Annotated in this window: 13 protein-coding genes and 1 pseudogene; 6 read left to right on the forward strand and 8 right to left on the reverse strand. The window is 54.3% G+C overall.

Annotated elements, in window-relative coordinates:
• Positions 1 to 68: 68 nt before the first annotated feature.
• From G6R38_RS23590 to G6R38_RS23610, 5 genes are all read right to left on the reverse strand, one after another.
• A complete protein-coding gene (locus G6R38_RS23590; RefSeq protein WP_166831246.1) occupies positions 69 to 881 on the reverse strand; it encodes a PRC-barrel domain-containing protein in 813 nt (270 codons plus the stop codon).
• A gap of 378 nt (positions 882 to 1259) precedes the next feature.
• Positions 1260 to 2993, reverse strand: coding sequence for a hypothetical protein (locus tag G6R38_RS23595; RefSeq protein ID WP_166831247.1), 1734 nt, complete (start codon positions 2991 to 2993; stop codon positions 1260 to 1262).
• 282 nt (positions 2994 to 3275) lie between these two features.
• Positions 3276 to 4568, reverse strand: coding sequence for a putative sugar nucleotidyl transferase (locus G6R38_RS23600; protein ID WP_166831248.1), 1293 nt, complete (start codon positions 4566 to 4568; stop codon positions 3276 to 3278).
• Positions 4569 to 4775: 207 nt separating this feature from the next.
• Positions 4776 to 6437 (reverse strand): hypothetical protein, encoded by a 1662-nt coding sequence (locus G6R38_RS23605; RefSeq protein WP_166831249.1) that lies wholly within the window; start codon positions 6435 to 6437, stop codon positions 4776 to 4778.
• Positions 6438 to 6581: 144 nt separating this feature from the next.
• Complete coding sequence (locus tag G6R38_RS23610; RefSeq protein ID WP_166831250.1) at positions 6582 to 7163, reverse strand: site-specific integrase; 582 nt, start codon at positions 7161 to 7163, stop codon at positions 6582 to 6584.
• A gap of 642 nt (positions 7164 to 7805) precedes the next feature.
• Between G6R38_RS23610 and G6R38_RS23615 the strand changes: the two genes are divergently transcribed.
• Positions 7806 to 8141: a hypothetical protein gene (locus tag G6R38_RS23615; protein ID WP_166831251.1), complete on the forward strand. Its 336-nt coding sequence runs from the start codon at positions 7806 to 7808 to the stop codon at positions 8139 to 8141.
• Between the two features lie 119 nt (positions 8142 to 8260).
• On the forward strand, positions 8261 to 8806 hold the full coding sequence (locus G6R38_RS23620) for an SMI1/KNR4 family protein (RefSeq protein WP_166831252.1): 546 nt from the start codon (positions 8261 to 8263) through the stop codon (positions 8804 to 8806).
• 82 nt (positions 8807 to 8888) lie between these two features.
• Here the strand turns inward: G6R38_RS23620 and G6R38_RS23625 are convergent, their stop codons facing one another.
• Positions 8889 to 9437: a group II intron maturase-specific domain-containing protein gene (locus G6R38_RS23625; protein WP_166831253.1), complete on the reverse strand. Its 549-nt coding sequence runs from the start codon at positions 9435 to 9437 to the stop codon at positions 8889 to 8891.
• A gap of 253 nt (positions 9438 to 9690) precedes the next feature.
• On the opposite strand from G6R38_RS23625, the gene G6R38_RS23630 reads away from it, so the two are divergent.
• From G6R38_RS23630 to G6R38_RS23640, 3 genes and pseudogenes are all read left to right on the forward strand, one after another.
• Positions 9691 to 10131: a hypothetical protein gene (locus G6R38_RS23630; RefSeq protein WP_166831254.1), complete on the forward strand. Its 441-nt coding sequence runs from the start codon at positions 9691 to 9693 to the stop codon at positions 10129 to 10131.
• Positions 10132 to 11097: 966 nt separating this feature from the next.
• Positions 11098 to 11211: pseudogene (locus tag G6R38_RS28510) on the forward strand (macro domain-containing protein); the annotation flags it as partial.
• A gap of 97 nt (positions 11212 to 11308) precedes the next feature.
• Positions 11309 to 12085 (forward strand): 3-keto-disaccharide hydrolase, encoded by a 777-nt coding sequence (locus G6R38_RS23640; protein ID WP_166831255.1) that lies wholly within the window; start codon positions 11309 to 11311, stop codon positions 12083 to 12085.
• Positions 12086 to 12203: 118 nt separating this feature from the next.
• Here the strand turns inward: G6R38_RS23640 and G6R38_RS23645 are convergent, their stop codons facing one another.
• Positions 12204 to 12341: a hypothetical protein gene (locus tag G6R38_RS23645; protein ID WP_166831256.1), complete on the reverse strand. Its 138-nt coding sequence runs from the start codon at positions 12339 to 12341 to the stop codon at positions 12204 to 12206.
• 485 nt (positions 12342 to 12826) lie between these two features.
• Between G6R38_RS23645 and G6R38_RS23650 the strand changes: the two genes are divergently transcribed.
• Positions 12827 to 14194: a type IV secretory system conjugative DNA transfer family protein gene (locus G6R38_RS23650; protein WP_166831257.1), complete on the forward strand. Its 1368-nt coding sequence runs from the start codon at positions 12827 to 12829 to the stop codon at positions 14192 to 14194.
• A gap of 24 nt (positions 14195 to 14218) precedes the next feature.
• On the opposite strand, the gene G6R38_RS23655 is transcribed toward G6R38_RS23650, so the two are convergent.
• Entirely contained in the window at positions 14219 to 15907 is a 1689-nt protein-coding gene (locus G6R38_RS23655; protein ID WP_166831258.1) for a DUF3352 domain-containing protein, read from the reverse strand.
• Positions 15908 to 15930 lie beyond the last annotated feature (23 nt).

Raw genomic sequence — 15930 nt, forward strand, 5'->3', positions numbered from 1 at the left:
AAACAGCCCATGGTTGTCCCATGAGCCGTTTTCTTCGTTCAGATTATCAATCGCGTGCAGCGACAGGATTATTCGTCAGCGTCGCCAAAAGCTTCATGGATTGAATTGCGATTGACTTCGCGATCCAATTCGGCGTAGTTCGATGGCGTGACTTTTGGAGCTGCTTGCAATGTCTTCTCAGTTGCATTGAGCGAAGCTTGCAACTCACCTTCGGTGGTTCGCACGATCTTCAATGCTTTGAAAGGCACAGCGGTGTAGCTTTTCGCAACACCCAAAGTTCCACCATATCCGATGATGGCGAACTCAGCTTTGCGGGATTCTTGGTTCAGAATCAGAGCATCCAAGACGCCGATCTCTTCGTTGTTCGATCCGGTCACGTCGAGGTTCGTCAGTTGGCTAACCAACAACATGTTGTTTTTGGTCAGTTCAGTGGCGTCGGAGTTGAAGAACTTTGCGTTTCGTTCACGCCAATTCTTGTCTGTCAGTTCGGCGTATTGGTCGCCTTCGAGTTCCGGTGCTCGTTCCAATTGCTCAGCAGACATCGGCAAGGTCAGTTTGCAGACCTTTTCGTCGTCTTCCATCATGCATCGAGCTTTGACAGCTTTGCAAGGAACAGCAACCTCGGTTTCACCGACACCGGCAAGACCACCGACACCGACGACGAGGTAATGCACATTGCCTTCTCGGTCGAGGATGATCGTGTTGACATCAGCGATTGCTTCGCCGCTGGCGTCGTTGACGTTCGAGCCAATAACCGTGTTCGAGCTAATTCGAGACGCGCTTCGTTTTGCTCTTTTGGTTTCTTTTGTTTCTTCGGCCTGTGTACTCATTGGGGCTGCGACGAGAGCAGCCAAGGTCAAACTTGAAATCAGTTTCAGCATAGTGATACTCCTGGTTAGAGGGACTTGTTCCGAACAACAGAACGTGTCGCAATCCCGGTGCCAGGAGTTTTGACAGCCAAAAATTTTTCTTCAAGTTTGCGGTTAAAGGTGGAATCGACCGCTCGACATATATCACAAGTCGTTTTTGATGAACAACTTGCGAATCAACACCATATCCTGATCTCCTAAGGATCGAATGGAAATCCGATTGTTTGATTCTATAGAGTGTCGTCTATCGTACAAAGCTTGATCGAGTCACTCTAAAAAGAAACCGTGATTGTTGACTTCGCAACAATCACGGTGGTCTAAGAACTGTCAGGGAATCACCAGGCGGTCGATGTGGAATCAACCGGTGATTGATTGGCGATGAGTCGCTGCTTACTTTTCAGGAATCTGTTCTTTCGCCATGTGTGCGAGCGATTTGCCTAGCCAGCGAAGTACGCCGGAATCCAGATTCACCTTGGCGAGAAGGTCCTGACCATCTCGCTTCAGAGACAGATTAAACCGATCGTCGCCCGGTTGAGCGGCTTCGACAGCCAAACGATGTTGCGTTCGGAACGGCTCGACGAGTTTGTCACCTTGCACTTTCTGACGAGCCGCGAACCAGGGCCCGAATCGACCGGCAATGGACAAGAACTCTTCGGTTCCCTGAGTCGGTTGTGCTTGGCCGATGGCGGTTTCGAGTGCTTTCAACGCGTTCGGTCCACCGGCGAGCCAAACGGCGTTGGCTTCGATGCCGACATAAATCGTGTTGGTGCCAACCAGAGCTTTGTAAGTTTCCCGGACTGAGGAATCGAGGTCATAGGAATGAACCGATACGTCTCCAAACTTGGCGACATCGAATTTCACTTCCAGATCGCTGCCGGCTCCTTGCAGGGTTTTCAAGATTTCCATGGCATCTTGGCCGTTAGCCACTTGCATGGCGGCGACGGCGGTGTGGTATTGGCCATCGGGTTGCATTTCGATCATGCCAATCGCGGAACCGGCGGAGAGTGTTTTCTGCGCGAGTCCGTACATTTGGTTGGCTGCTGTGACCAATGCCGTTTTCTGGGCGGCAGTTCGCTGCGACTTGGTATTGATTCCGTTAATGGCGACCTTGCGGAGTTGATCGAGAATCGCCAAGTAGCCACGTTGTCGCATTTCGTCGAGAAACAGATTCATCCGCAAACTGAGCACAGGCTCGGCAGACCGGGGAATGGTTGCGAACCGAGTTGTCTTGCTCCCCATGCTCTCCATGGAGGCTTGCAATGGTGTGCCGGGCAGGGCGACCAACTTGGCATCCATGATCCCTTGTTTGCGGTCCTCGTCGAGAAGTCCGTTCACGACCAGATGCTGGCCTTGGGTGAAGATTCGGCCAACTTCGTCGAGTTGCACCGAAAACGCCAAGTGATTGAGATCGTAGAGATCCTGCTCTTCGGTCTTAAGCTTGCGGTGGGTCGCCAGAATCGATTCTTTATGACCATCGGGTCCGAAGAAGAGTTTCTCACGGTCTTCGATGTGGCCAGGTTTGTTGGTTCCTTCGAGACCGAACTCATACCCTTTTGCGGCCAACGCGTTCATCGGATCGCCAGGACCACCTTGGCCGGCGGGTTTGATCGCAACGAAATCGGTGACGACTTGATCCCCATCTTCCTGATGGACTTCAACGAATTGTCCATACCCATGTTCGAGCCAAAGAAAATAGGGATAAACGTTGCCGCTCAGTTTGTAGATGAGACCCGGAATCACCTGCGCTTGTTGCCCGATGCCGTTGGGCATGAGGTTGTTACGCCAAAAGGTTCGCTCGTTGGAGACCGGAATCCAAGTTCGCATGCGGTACGGCTTTGGATTGAGCAGTAGGTCCGTCCGCAGCGGTCGGTCACGATCGACGCCGGGCAGCGTGAGTTCCAAGTGATCGAGCAGTTTCTTGTACTGCTTTTGCTCTTCGGGTGCGGTGAGGTCCATCACGACCTTCAAATCGCTGAGCACTTCCGCCGCTCCCTGATGAATCAAGTAGACCTCGGGAGCAGGACCGGTGCTCCATTGGCCGAAAGCGATTGATCCGAGGCACATCCAAAGCGCCAGGCTGCTGCCAATGATGATTCGGGGCGCTCCGAAAAGAACATGGTTCACAGCAATCTCCCTAGTTGCCTTGTCAAGGCGTTGATTGTGAATATTGATCGACATAACCCGCTCCGTTATCGGGACTTACACCCCAGCGAGTGGTTGGTCTCGCGTCGAAGTCTCACCGTGTCGTCTTCTCGATTGTTGGTCGCGACGCCGACTTTATCGGAGTCGGCCACACGGTGAAATCGGCTTGCCGCAGGCCTCGATCTGGCAAGACGCTTCGTGGTGAGTGTCTCGGACATCATAGAGAAACGGATTCGGAAAGTCGAATAAACGAAGCCATTGGAACTAGGCAGGAATACCCGCCTGTTTGGCTTCCCAACGATGTAAAGCGTGTTCCCGCTCGGCAAAGGTTTGGCGTTCGATCCGGCGGAGCAACTGTTCTTCCGCGGCGGTCAATTCCTGACCCCGTCGTTGCATTGCAATCCGAGCCGTCTCAAGCGAACGGTTGATCTCCCAACCCGCGCACAGATCCCCATGCCAAATTCGCGCGAACGAGGGCACATGCTTCGGCAACAGTTCGCCACCGGGAAGAATCATGCACATCACACCGATGCACGATCCCGTGTTGAACAAACTCCCGATCGCCGCTTTCGTATGGTCGCCGATGTAACAACCCACCTTGTAATCTTCGGTATCGATCAGCCCGTCCGGCATCGGAACGTTGACGTTGGAATAGTCGTTCTTCAAGTCGCTGTTGGTCGATAACGCTCCCAAGTTCACCCAAGGGCAAACATAGCTGTGCCCCAAGAACCCATCGTGGTACTTGTTGACATAGCTGTGAAGAATGCTGGCTTCGACTTCCCCACCAACACGGCAGACCGGGCCGATGCTGCTACCTTCTTTGATATGAGCGCGGAAGATTTGCGAACCACGGCCGATGTGGCAGGGACCTTCAATGCGTGTGAACGGTTGCACGACGGCGTCGGCATCGATCGAAATCGGTCCGCTGCGGGCATCGAGCACCACAAACGGATGCACCTCAGCCGTGCGATGGACGAACACCATCTCGCGTGATCCCATAATCGCGACTTGTTGCCCCAACGTGCCGCGTCCGCTATCGAAATCAATACCGGTGAAGTCGGCATTCAGTTGATCGCTGTTATGGCTGACCAAATCCCAAGGGCGACCGGCGACGCATCCAGTGAGTTCCCGCGGCTGACGGGTTTCGGCGAGATCGGTGATCGCATCGAGGAAGTTTTCCTCGGTGAGGAGAATTGCCTCTTCCGGATCAATCCGCAGAGCCACGATGGTCCCGTTGACCATGCCGACTTCGTTGTTGGTCAACTGCAATGCGTCGGCGGGGGAATCGATCCATCGCCCGTTGATCAGCAACGTCGATTCGTATTGCAGGCCCACAAAATCATTGACGACGACCTCCGGGTTTCGTTCCCGGCAAACGGCCGCTAACTCGGGTCGAACAAACCCTAACCACTCCGGCTTTTCCGAACTGGTCGACAGATGGTCTTGCCAACGTTCGCGAACACTGAACCGCCCACACAACAATTCGTACGCGGGTCTTGTGAGCGTCAGTGGAGCCAAATCCTTGACTCGCTCGTCTTCATAAAATGCGATTCGCATGGTTCGACCTCCTTGTCGAAATCGTTTGCGGTCGGGAACTATACTGAGTAAATGGGGTTCCGAAAAGACCGCTCACCGAGTTTGACCTGTCTAACAAAAAAACCCGTCAGGTAATCTGACGGGTTTTCATTCAGTCTCATGCTTTGGGCTTCGAGTCTTGGGGCGTCCCGTCTGCTTTCACCGGATCACGTAGGACTGTTGTTCGGTTTAGAAGTCCCAGTGAATCCCCAAGGTGTAACCGCTAAGGTACCAGCGATCGCGGTCGTTCTCACGAATCGTCGGAGTGAGTGGTTGACCGTTGTACTCGATCGACTTCTGTGGCCGGTGGATTTGGTAAGCTGCGAGCACATTGTAGCCGCCTTGAATCTTCGCCTCGCGGAGAATCGAGACTCGGTTGAGCAGCGGAATAAAGGGCACAATGTTCATTTCGAGAATCACTTCGGCACTTGCGGTTGGCGAGAGTCGAACGTGATCACGTTCTTCGCTGACCACTCGGTTCTGGATGAAATTGGGATCGTTGAACCCGTCACCCACACCGAAACCGGACAGCTTCAGTTCCTCGAAGTTCGCCGCCAAACCAAGTGTTGTGCGACCGAGAATCTTGAAGTTATCACCACCGATGTCGAAACTCACACCAGCTTCCGGAGCGAACAGATGGCTGGTGATTTCCGATCGCAATTGCGTTTCGTAGGGGTTGACCACTTGCGTATAAGTGTCAACCTGAACCGGACCACTACCGTCGAACGTAGCCGATCCACCACTGTCACGACCTTCGATCTGGAAGGCTTCACCAATCCAGAGATACCGTAGCCCGACCAGCGGTTTAATGTTCATCCAATCGTTCTTGTACAGCGGCGTCATACGGAACGCCGTGTTGATACTCGCCGACTGGGATTCAAATTGAATTCCGAAGAAGCGGTCATAAGGCACCAGCACGCCGTCATCGGTTCCGTCGTTGAGTGCAAGGGCGGCTGTAATCACCAAATCCTCGCCATTGAACGGCGGATTCGGATCAAACCCCCGCGAGAACGACCAGTTCGACTGCGAGATGAAGTAACCACCGACATCGAACCCATGACCGGCCGGCTCCACCCAACCCCAGCGGAATTTGCCGCCAAGTTCGTAAGGGTATTCATCCGGACATTCTTCGTCTGTCTGATCGATCGGCACATGACCGGCACGACGTTCGTTGACCAAGATCGTGTCGGCCCGAATTTCCTCACCAGGGTTGGTATCGTTCGCTGTCACCGTTTGTTGAACGTAATTGAACATTGCGTTCGACGAGATGACCGGGAACCGGGCACCACCTTGGTCGAAGAATGGCTGTTGCAACGCGACGGGAATACTCCCGACGATCGCATCGCTCGGCTGCCGAACACGGGCGAAGAACACCTCGGCGTTGCCGAAGTAGTCCCGACCCCAACCCTTCTGTTCGAAGAACCACAACCCATCTTTGTTGATGTGTTGTTGAAAATCAAAATCGAAGAAGGAGTTCTTCGGCCAAGGGTTACTGTCTGGTCCGGGTCCCGGTCCGCCTCCCTGACCCGCCATAATCGGGCTGTTGGAGGGAATCGGTCCCATCGGGCCTGGTCCACCGGCACCGTATGGTCCGGGTGGTGGGCAATACCCACCGGGATGCGGCATTGATCCGGGAGCCATCTGGAAAGTTGGCCCCGCACCTTGAGGTCCGGTCATATCCGGATTGTAAAACGATTGCATCTCCGAATCGGCCGGTACCAAAGGGTTTAGGCTCCGTTGTTCCCCGGAAGCAATGGCTCCGGGAGCGAAACCCTGTCCCCAACCGACGCGACCGACCCCGATTGTCAGTCCCGCAAAAAGCAGAAGAGCCGTCCAGCGCTGTCTCCGCATGAGTCCATCCTTGCTTTGCTCGCGCACATCGACAGAGTTCGCGCAACTTGGCAGCAGAACCCGACGGCCCAAAAACCGCCCGCATCCACTACCCGATACATCCCGCGCCACAAATAGGGCACAAGACCCTGCCGGTTATATCGGTCAACCGAATTGGCAATCTGTAGCGGTTGTTGCGATTCTTGCAATTGAATTAGTTATTCCCATTGACACGGCATCGCTCATCTCATCGACAGCTCGAAATAAGATGAGCATAATTTTGTATAGTATTTTCAGTACGTTTTCGGTCGTACGTCCCAGAGCAAAGCCATGGGCACGGCGATCGCGAAGCCCGCGCCCTTCCCGTTGGTCATCACGTGCGACCCGAGCAGGATACCAGCGGAGAAAATTGCAGGTATCGAAAACAGTCTTTGGGAACACTCGAAGTCGGTTGGCCCGAACGGCGTCAAGCGGACCCAGCGGTTGCTTCAACACATTCCGGTACATGAACAGAATGGCGCCTAGAGCCTGGTTCTGCGTACTTTCTGCCAGCCGTCGATTGACTGCCAGATGCGTGAGAAACGCCTCAACCTCCTTCTCCTCCATCTCTTGGGGATGGATCCAGTGCCCCGTGCGATCGTGATGGAACCGCAGATACTCCTCGACCCAGCGGCAGTCGGTCTGAATCGTTCGTTTGGCCAAGCGGCGGACTTCACAAGCCGCCCGATACCGTTCGAGGAGTTTCATCCGAGCATTTTGCCGCGTAAGAATTGCTCGGTCAATTCACGCAACGGATTCGATGCATCGCCTTTCCACACCGGAGTTTGACTGTCATGACGGTCGCGAGTATTCTCAAGATGGATTGTTGAGAGAAAAAGAAGTTATCCCACAAACGTGCTCGACTTGAATTGCGATGGCCAACCTCATCACAAACAAGCACAAGAACCAAGAACACGGTGAACGTCCAACCAAGTTTCAGAAGCAACAGTCGAATCGACGAATCCGTCGGACGGCCAGCATCGACGATTCGGACGACTCTCGGACTGGAAACAGATCCAACAAACTCACAAAGCGCAAGCGATCCGGCTACTGCCCAATCTGTTTGTCCTGGCTTGAGCGCAACAAACGAATGACACGCTACGTACGCAAATGCTCGGCGTGCACCGGACAATTCGATCCTGACATACGTTGTGATCGATGTGGTACAAATCGTGTGTGGCGGGGGAAAGAAGAATGTCGTTGTAAAGGGTGCGGAAATGTCGTCGTTCCCGACTGATTTCACTCCTACGTCCCAAAGTGTGGGATCACAATACAATGCACCAGAGTTGCCGTCCGGGCCGAACCTGAAATCAAAGTCGCTGGCGGCAACCCGGTGATTGTTGACGTTAGATGCAACTGAACACCGAAGAACTCGCTGTCGCTTTGTCTTCCCAGTCAGAGGAAGACTTGAACGCGATTTTGGATACACGAGACGCGGGATCTTTCGACAGTGAATGGTGTCGAGTCAACGAACTCGTCGGCGGCAATGAGCGCCACCCCGAAGCCAAGGCGATCTTCATCCAATTCTCCAACTCGACGCGTCAGCATGACATTGTCTCCTACATTGCCGATGACATCGACTTGCTATTCCGCGCGGAACATCGCGGAATTAGTAGTCCCTTCTTGGATTACCTCAGGTCTTGCTACGCCAAGAACACTGTCCCAAGCAAGTGGGAGGGCATCTAACCACCGGCTGCAGTTGACCGGCGACGCCCGCGAGTAGAATGCTGTGGTCGGTTGGTAGCCCACTTCCGCGGGCGGCCGACAACTGAGCCTTTTACGTTATGCCACAACTCGGAACAGCGATGTCCGAAGAATTCCTCAACGCACTACAAGACCGCTTTCCAACGTTCGCAGAGAACCTGCGAACTTGCCCGGATGCCGACATAGAAAACGTTGAACCTGGCGCAAGCGACTCAGACCTTGTCGAACTCGAATCGTCACTCGGACTGGAACTGCCCGAAAGCTACAAAGCATTGCTGAAATGCGCCCGCGAATTCTGGCTATTCGGCGGCGCAATCCAGTTCGGATTCCAACATCCGTTCATTCACGACTTCCAGCCATACGATGAACTGAATCCACAACAGCAACAAATGGTCCAAATGAAAAGCGGTGGAGTATGGCCACCGCCAAGCAACGGAATGCTGTGCTTCGCTGAGTTCTTCATGGAAGCGGATGGCGATCAAGTGCTTTTCGATGTCGCCAGCCGATTGCAAACCGGCGATTACCCTGTCATGTATTACGCGCATGAATCACGGCCACCATCCGTGCGCAAACTCTCAGATGACTTCGAATCTTTCCTCAATGAATTCCTCGACTACGATCAGTGGGTTGATGAAGACGCAATGTAGCAAAGTGGTATAATCGGGTAAGGGCCACCGTTGCCGGTGACCCTCCCCACACCACCGGACGTGCGGGTCCGCATCCGGTGGTTCAACGAAGTTGAGCAAGCTTGGCCCACAGGGTCTTCAGGCTGAGCAGTCCTTGTTCGGCCAGCCACGCATTGGTCAGCCCGACGCCGCTGGCAATTGTCTTGGACATGTGCCAGTAGCTCCGGCGGCTGCGTGCATGGCGGATCGCCTGACGCCTGGGAACGCCGAGCCGAATGAGCATTTCGCGTCGACGCTTGGGCCGACGCCACTGCTTCCAGTAGCACATCCGGATTCGACGTCGTATCCACTGATCGAGCTTGTCGAACAGCTTCAACTGCGACGCCAGACCGAAGTAGCCCATCCAACCACGAACGTAACTTCGCAGTTCGCTCAGGCGGCGTTCCATGGAGATGCCCCGGCTGCGGCCGGTGATCGCGCGGATACGTTGCTTGAACTTGTGGAGGGACTTCGCCGCGACATTGACCGTCGCCCGTACCCGCACCGGCCTTGTATGACGTTTCTGTTCGTAGCCTCGCAGCTTTGGTGAGAATGGGATCGGCGGCGAAATCAGACCGGTCCTTACGCACGCATTCGCAGGCTTCCTCCCCACGGTCGGTCGCCCTTCCGCAGTTGCCCTCACCTCGTACTTTGTCGATCGGAGCGATCATTTGGTATACTGACCGCCTTAAGACTCCCAGTCTCGTACAGGGGACTTGCACCCCATAAAATCACGCCCATGCCGGGCGTACACAATCACATGCACCGGAGCGGCCGTCGGGTGCGTACTCTGAAATCCTCGTCGCTGGCGGCCGCCCGGTGATGCGGGACGTTATCCCGCTCGACTCCCATGATGCGTCGCCAAAATGAATCTGTCGTGCATTGACAAATCTCTGCTTCTGGCTGCATTCTTTCGCGGCAACACTCGCGACCAAGACCGCTGGACATCAAGCTCGGATCAAGTTCTCACTTTGTCCCTATTCTATACCGGTGACATCACGTCGGATGAATGCCAATACCGCTTCTCAAATCGAGGGTATGTCGGCGGCCTCTACGACGACGATGGTGAGTTACACCCACAAATCGATTCCCGATACCAAAACTTGATTGATTTGCTCCGCGTACAACCGCATCTCATCGAAGGCGGCGGCAATCTCGAGACGCCCGCTTATCCAACGTACACTGCTTGCAGACTCACCGATGACGGAATCCGACTAGTACCCGACATCATTGATCTGTTCCCGCGCAAACCCGACTTCCCCAACTGGCCAGACCGACGGACGTATCCAAATCCGGATTTGGTATAGTCGGCTCAACTTACGAAAGGCGGGATAACAAATGAATGCACCGGAGCCGTGTACGCTGTCCTGTTCTTCTATTAGGCTATCGGTTGTTCCGGCCAACATTCGGCCCGGTGATTCTAACCGTTCTCCGAATGAAACTCGAAAGTAGTGGTTCCAAATCAATCACAGGCAGTTTGCCACCTTGCATAAGGCGTTATGCCCCGATCACAGATCCCGCAAAGTGCCGGGTGCGGATGGTCGACTGGTCTCGGTCCAGAAGCCTGCGGACAACGCATTTCGAGAGTCTGTGGCTTAGTCTCGCGGTCAAATGTTCGCGGGACGGGCAAACGGTCGGATTCCGGTGGAAAAGTCTGAGATGGTCGCTGGTGGTCTCGTAAGAATGTGCCCTCGTCAGCGTGTCAATCGCGATTGATGTTGTCGATGCAACGAGTTGAGCCGGGCATCATGATGACCAATCGCCGTTGCTGTCGGCGGATTGTAGTTGGTCGAATCAAATGCATTTGCCGTGATTTTTCGGTGAGGAAAGAGTCGGCAAGTTGGCAACTGGTGGGTTTGGAAGCTGAAAACGGGGTTTTCGGTGGTTTCCATCCGATGCATCCCAATACGGAAGTAAACCGCTCAACCGTGGCGGCGTTTGTCCGAATCGACATCGCCGCATCGGTTCTTCAACAAGCCTCACGTGACCCCCAATAGCACTGGCAAAGCCAGTGGCACCCCGAGAAACAACTTTCGCCAGTGCCACCCAGCCGGTCCATAAAATCACGCCCATGCCGGGTGTATACAGTACCCTCAACCTGAAATTGGCCCGTTGAGCCGTTTTCCAAATTTCACGCTTTCCTGTCGGGCCAATTCAGGTTAGCTTGGTCGTTATCCGTCAACAAAGCGGGATCCTGCCTCACTGCAATCGAAATTGACTGAGCGGCACCCATACCGGTCAACGCATCCACATACACTTTCAGCCAATCTCCGATGAACGTGACCGTCGTCGAAGACGACCTGCTTGACCAACCCTTCGACGTAATTGTCAACGCACGGAATCGAAACATAATTCCTTGGTGGCTACTACTGCCCCAGGACGTGTCATGAGCAATTAAGAAACGTGCAGGACTACCGACATCAACTCGCTCTTACTGAGCCTGTTCATTTCTGTTGGAAACCCAACCTCACAAGCTGGCCACCCATGAAATCGATTCTACCACTGTCGTTGATTACTTTTGCGTCGATTGGATTCCTTGCCATCGAAACAGCAACTGCTGACGAGCCATCAAAGGAAATGGAATTCAAACCAGATCAGACTCAGTTGCCGGTCAAGCCACCCGCCGGTGCGATAGTGTTATTTGATGGCGGAAATACCGTCGAGTTTGTCAGTAAACTTGGCAAGCCGATTAATTGGCCGTTGGTTGACGGAACACTTGAAAGCTCTGGAGGCCAGAAAGCAAATCATATCGTATCAAAGTGGCACTTTCGGGATGCGGATATTCACGCCGAATTCTTGCTTCCGGCAACAGGAACTGGAAACAGCGGTCTGTACATCCACGGCAACTACGAAATGCAGATCATCCATTCGGCGGACAAGAAAAACCTTGGTGACGCTGACTTGGGAGCGCTCTATGGATTCAGCAAACCGTTGGTCAATGCCGCACGAGGTCGCGGAGTCTGGCAAGTCTACGATATCCGATACCGCGCGCCTCGCCGTGATTCAGATGGAAGAATCACAGAAAAGGGAACCATTACTGCTTGGCTGAACGGACAGAAGGTTCAAGACGCGGTTCGCTTTGGCGAGCCACGCAGCGTCTATCATCCTTACCGTTCGGGCACCACGGACTATTTGAAAGCCATTTGGAAAAAGCAAAAAGCGACGACAACAGGGCCGTTGTTTCTTCAAGACCATGGCAATTCCGTTCGCTTTCGTAACGTTTGGATTCGTCCACTTGACAACCACGCGTATCGATATTGATCGGTTAATCAGTGCACGAATGCCACTGGCAACTCATTGCCAGTGGCATTCGATGTTCGCACATTGAGGTCAGCATGCCGTATTTGTTTTCGGCAGACGTCCACCGATCCAACTCAGCCTACGACAGCGTATCGCATGGGGAATCGGATTCTTGGGAACGCATCAGGCCGACTTGGATGGCGGCTCCCACGTAGAAGACGGCTCCGATGAATGCGGAAACTGCGAGAATGGCCCACATTTCTTGGTCGAAAAACATGGTTTTTGACTTTCTCCTGCGATGAAATAGCCGTCCGTGGTGTGGGAGGTGTCGCGTCTGGCGTCACCGATGTCTGATCGAACAATGGACAACCAATAAGGTTATGGAAAATCCGTTGTTCCAATCCGACACAAAAATCTCTTCAAAGGCTCGCGGTGTGGAAAGAATTGGGAGATGTTTCTCTCGCTTCCTTCGCATCCACAGATACGCAAACCGACCGAGCCCGGTTCACCAACTTCTCCAAAAATGTTCAAAACGACACCGAGAGAACACCCGGAGACCGACTGGTGGCGGTTCAAACCGGTTTCTGCCGGTTCATTCGGCTCGATCGTTACAGATTTGCGAATCGGATGAACTTGCACAGAATCCGGAATCGCCCCCTTTTGAGACTTTCCCCCGCTTGTTGGGTTTGTACGATTAAGGTGCGGATGGAACGCCCCCCTACTTTTTCGGGATCGAACTACGGTTCCCTCGGAGATCATGGCATGACGACGGACAGAACGCCTACGGAGAGTCACGCTCTCCAAGGGCATGAGTCGGAACTATTGCTCGGCTGGGATGCCGAAGATGCTGTTCAGTCGCCTTTCGGATTTGCTCCTCAGGCCAAACGAATGCGTCGGTCCGCCAGTCGCCCTTTTCTCTATGATGGCGACAGTCACCTGATGACCGTTGCGCCCACCGGTGCGGGCAAGGGTCGCGGGGTGATCATTCCGAACTTGCTGAACTACAAAGGCCCCACGATTACCGTCGATCCCAAAGGCGAGAACTACCAAGTCACCGCCCGACGACGACGCGAACTTGGCCAACGTGTGGTGGTGCTCGATCCGTTTCACATCGTGACGGAAAAAAGTGACCAGCTCAATCCGATGGACATTTTCGATCTGGATAAGTCCATCCTCGATTGCGATGCCGAAATGCTCGCCAGTCTGCTGAGCGTCGGGCACCACTTCCGTGACGATCCGTTTTGGAGCGATTCCGCGTCGGCACTGATGGCCGGTTTGATCGCCCACATCGCCACCGCCGTTCCCAAGGAAGAACGCACGCTCAACAAGCTCCGCAGTTACATCTATCACGACGACATGGACTACGCCATCGCCGTGATGCTCGACAAAGAAGAAGTCACCAACAAAATGGCCCGCGACGAAATGGTCGCGTATTTGGCTCATCCGTCGGAACGGACTCGGCCATCGGTCCGATCGACGGCTTCGACTTACGTGAAGGTTCTCGGTAGCAACGAAGTGTCCGAAACGCTGGGCACGAGTAGTTTCGATCTGCAAGATGTCGTCGATGGCAAACCGATCAGCATTTACATTGTGATTCCGCCGGAAAAACTCGATAGTCACCGGGCGTTGTTGCGGTTGTGGGTGAGCACACTGCTCACTGCTGTCATCAGTCGGCGGCAAATTCCACAGCAACGCACGTTGTTCCTACTCGACGAGTGTGCCCAACTTGGTTCGCTCCCCGCGTTGAAGCAGGCAATCACACTGCTGCGGGGCTACGGGTTGCAGATTTGGTCGTTCTGGCAAGACCTCAGTCAACTTCGCAGTTTGTACCCGGACGATTGGCAAACCGTGATCAACAACTCTGCGGTGTTGCAGACCTTCGGTGTGGCAAACCACTTGATGGCTCGTGAATGGAGCGAGGTCCTCAATCGCGATCCGGAAGAATTGCAGAAACTCGATCCGAAAGACGGCTTCGTCTTCATGCAAAGTCACGGCTGTCAACGGTGTCGCCGACCGGATTACCTCAGCGATCCCGTCTTCGCCAACCAATTCGAAGTCAACGAACGCTTCGCACTTCTCGCCAGCCGCAAACACGACAAAAAATCCGGTCGTGACGCGGGCATGCGTTGAAATTGAGAATGTCGGGAAACACGTTTACTTGGTATCCACCGCGCCGCCGACCGTCATGCGGACGTGATCCGATTTGAGGTCGATGGTCAGGAAGAGCGAGTCAAAAACTTCGGACGCCATGATTGCACGACGCAATCGGCGTTCAACTTCTTCGACCGACAATGGGGAATTCGCGGCGATGCGTCGCACGAAGACGTTTTCATGGTCCGCCAAGAACGACCGCACACCGTGCAGGTTCACGAGCACGTGCTGATCCGGCAATGGACCCGTAGGCAGTTTGACGACAGCTTGCGGCGGATCGGTTTGCGATTTCGCGGCGATGAATTTTTGAATAGATTCGGGATCGGTCGCGAAGATGAGAAAATCCTCGGTGACGGAAAACGCGGGTTGCCAGGGACCGAGGGAATCAATCCAACTGATTTCATCTTCGATTCGCAGCCGGGCCGATGTATCGACGAGAGCCGCCAAGACTCCCCAACCGGTTTGCAGTCCTCGGTCGATCGCCATTCGCACGGGCACGGCATTGTCGTTCGCATCCGCCTGCGGCTCAAATTCCAACGCGAAAACACCGTGGATCGGGGGAACATCGTCCTCCATATCGGCTCGCGGCGTGATGTAGCATCCGAAATGCGGTCCCAACGCCGGTAGCACGTTGTCGAGCACATCGTGTCCTAAGAAAAATCCCCGACCGATCTGCCGAAGATTATCGAACTCCCGCCGATCTTTCTCGGGCAATTCCAATCGCAGAAAACGAGCACCACCGGCCAGATCAACTTTGCCCGTGTAAACAAACCAGGCGTCCGCCGGCAGATGTTCTCGGAATGCGGATTCGTTGTTGTCGGTCGACTTCGCGGCCAATGCGGACGAGAACGACGCCACACCTTCCAGCGACAAACCCCGTTGAACTCGCAGACCAAGGGCGATGGATTCACACTGTTGCCAGAGTTTGAAAATCTGCCGTTCACCGAACTTGGGATGCTCCGGCAATTGGACGGCGGAATCCCAAGCACGCGGATTAAAATACGCTTTGACTCGGCAATCTTCCGGCAACGCCGCCTGCGCGGTTTGGAACCAAGCAGCCGTAGTGAGATTGTCGTCTCCCTCGTTCGCACTAGCTTGCAGTGTGGTTCGCAACGTGGTTTCGTCGTCCGTTAGCACGAACAATCGCCCGTGATGCGCGTAATACTGAACGACCTGTTGATCCGCGGATTTCGATGTTGTTCGCTGAACGTAAGATAGATCGCCGACCTGATCGGTTTCGAGAACCGCGTGTTCCATTTCGTTCCACAGATCGACGGCGGTTTTCAACGTCTCTGAATCGCTCGCTTGCAAAAGCAGAATACTGACCGGTTCGGATTCCGGTCGCGGATACACCGCCACCGCAACGCCACCGGCAGTCATATCTTTGAAGAACCCCCACGCCGGTTGTCCGAGTCGTCCTTCCAATGCCGTGATCGAACGGCGGAACTTTTGATAGTCCCGACTCGATCGCCAACCCTGATACAAAGGCGACTGCTTCACCCGTTCCAACCAGACACTCGGTTTCTTCACGCTGGGCTGCCAACCGGAAGCCGTCATGCACAACCCGACATCAGGACGCACCAACCGCAGCAAGTCCGCTTCCGCTGCCCACGCGGTGTGGACCAACGCGGAAGCGATTAGACCAAATCCCAGAGCGAACGAAGCGATGCGATTGTGCAAAGAACGGATCATCGGTTTCAGCCTCGAAAGAGGAA

The organism is Thalassoroseus pseudoceratinae (assembly GCF_011634775.1).
Taxonomy (GTDB): domain Bacteria; phylum Planctomycetota; class Planctomycetia; order Planctomycetales; family Planctomycetaceae; genus Thalassoroseus; species Thalassoroseus pseudoceratinae.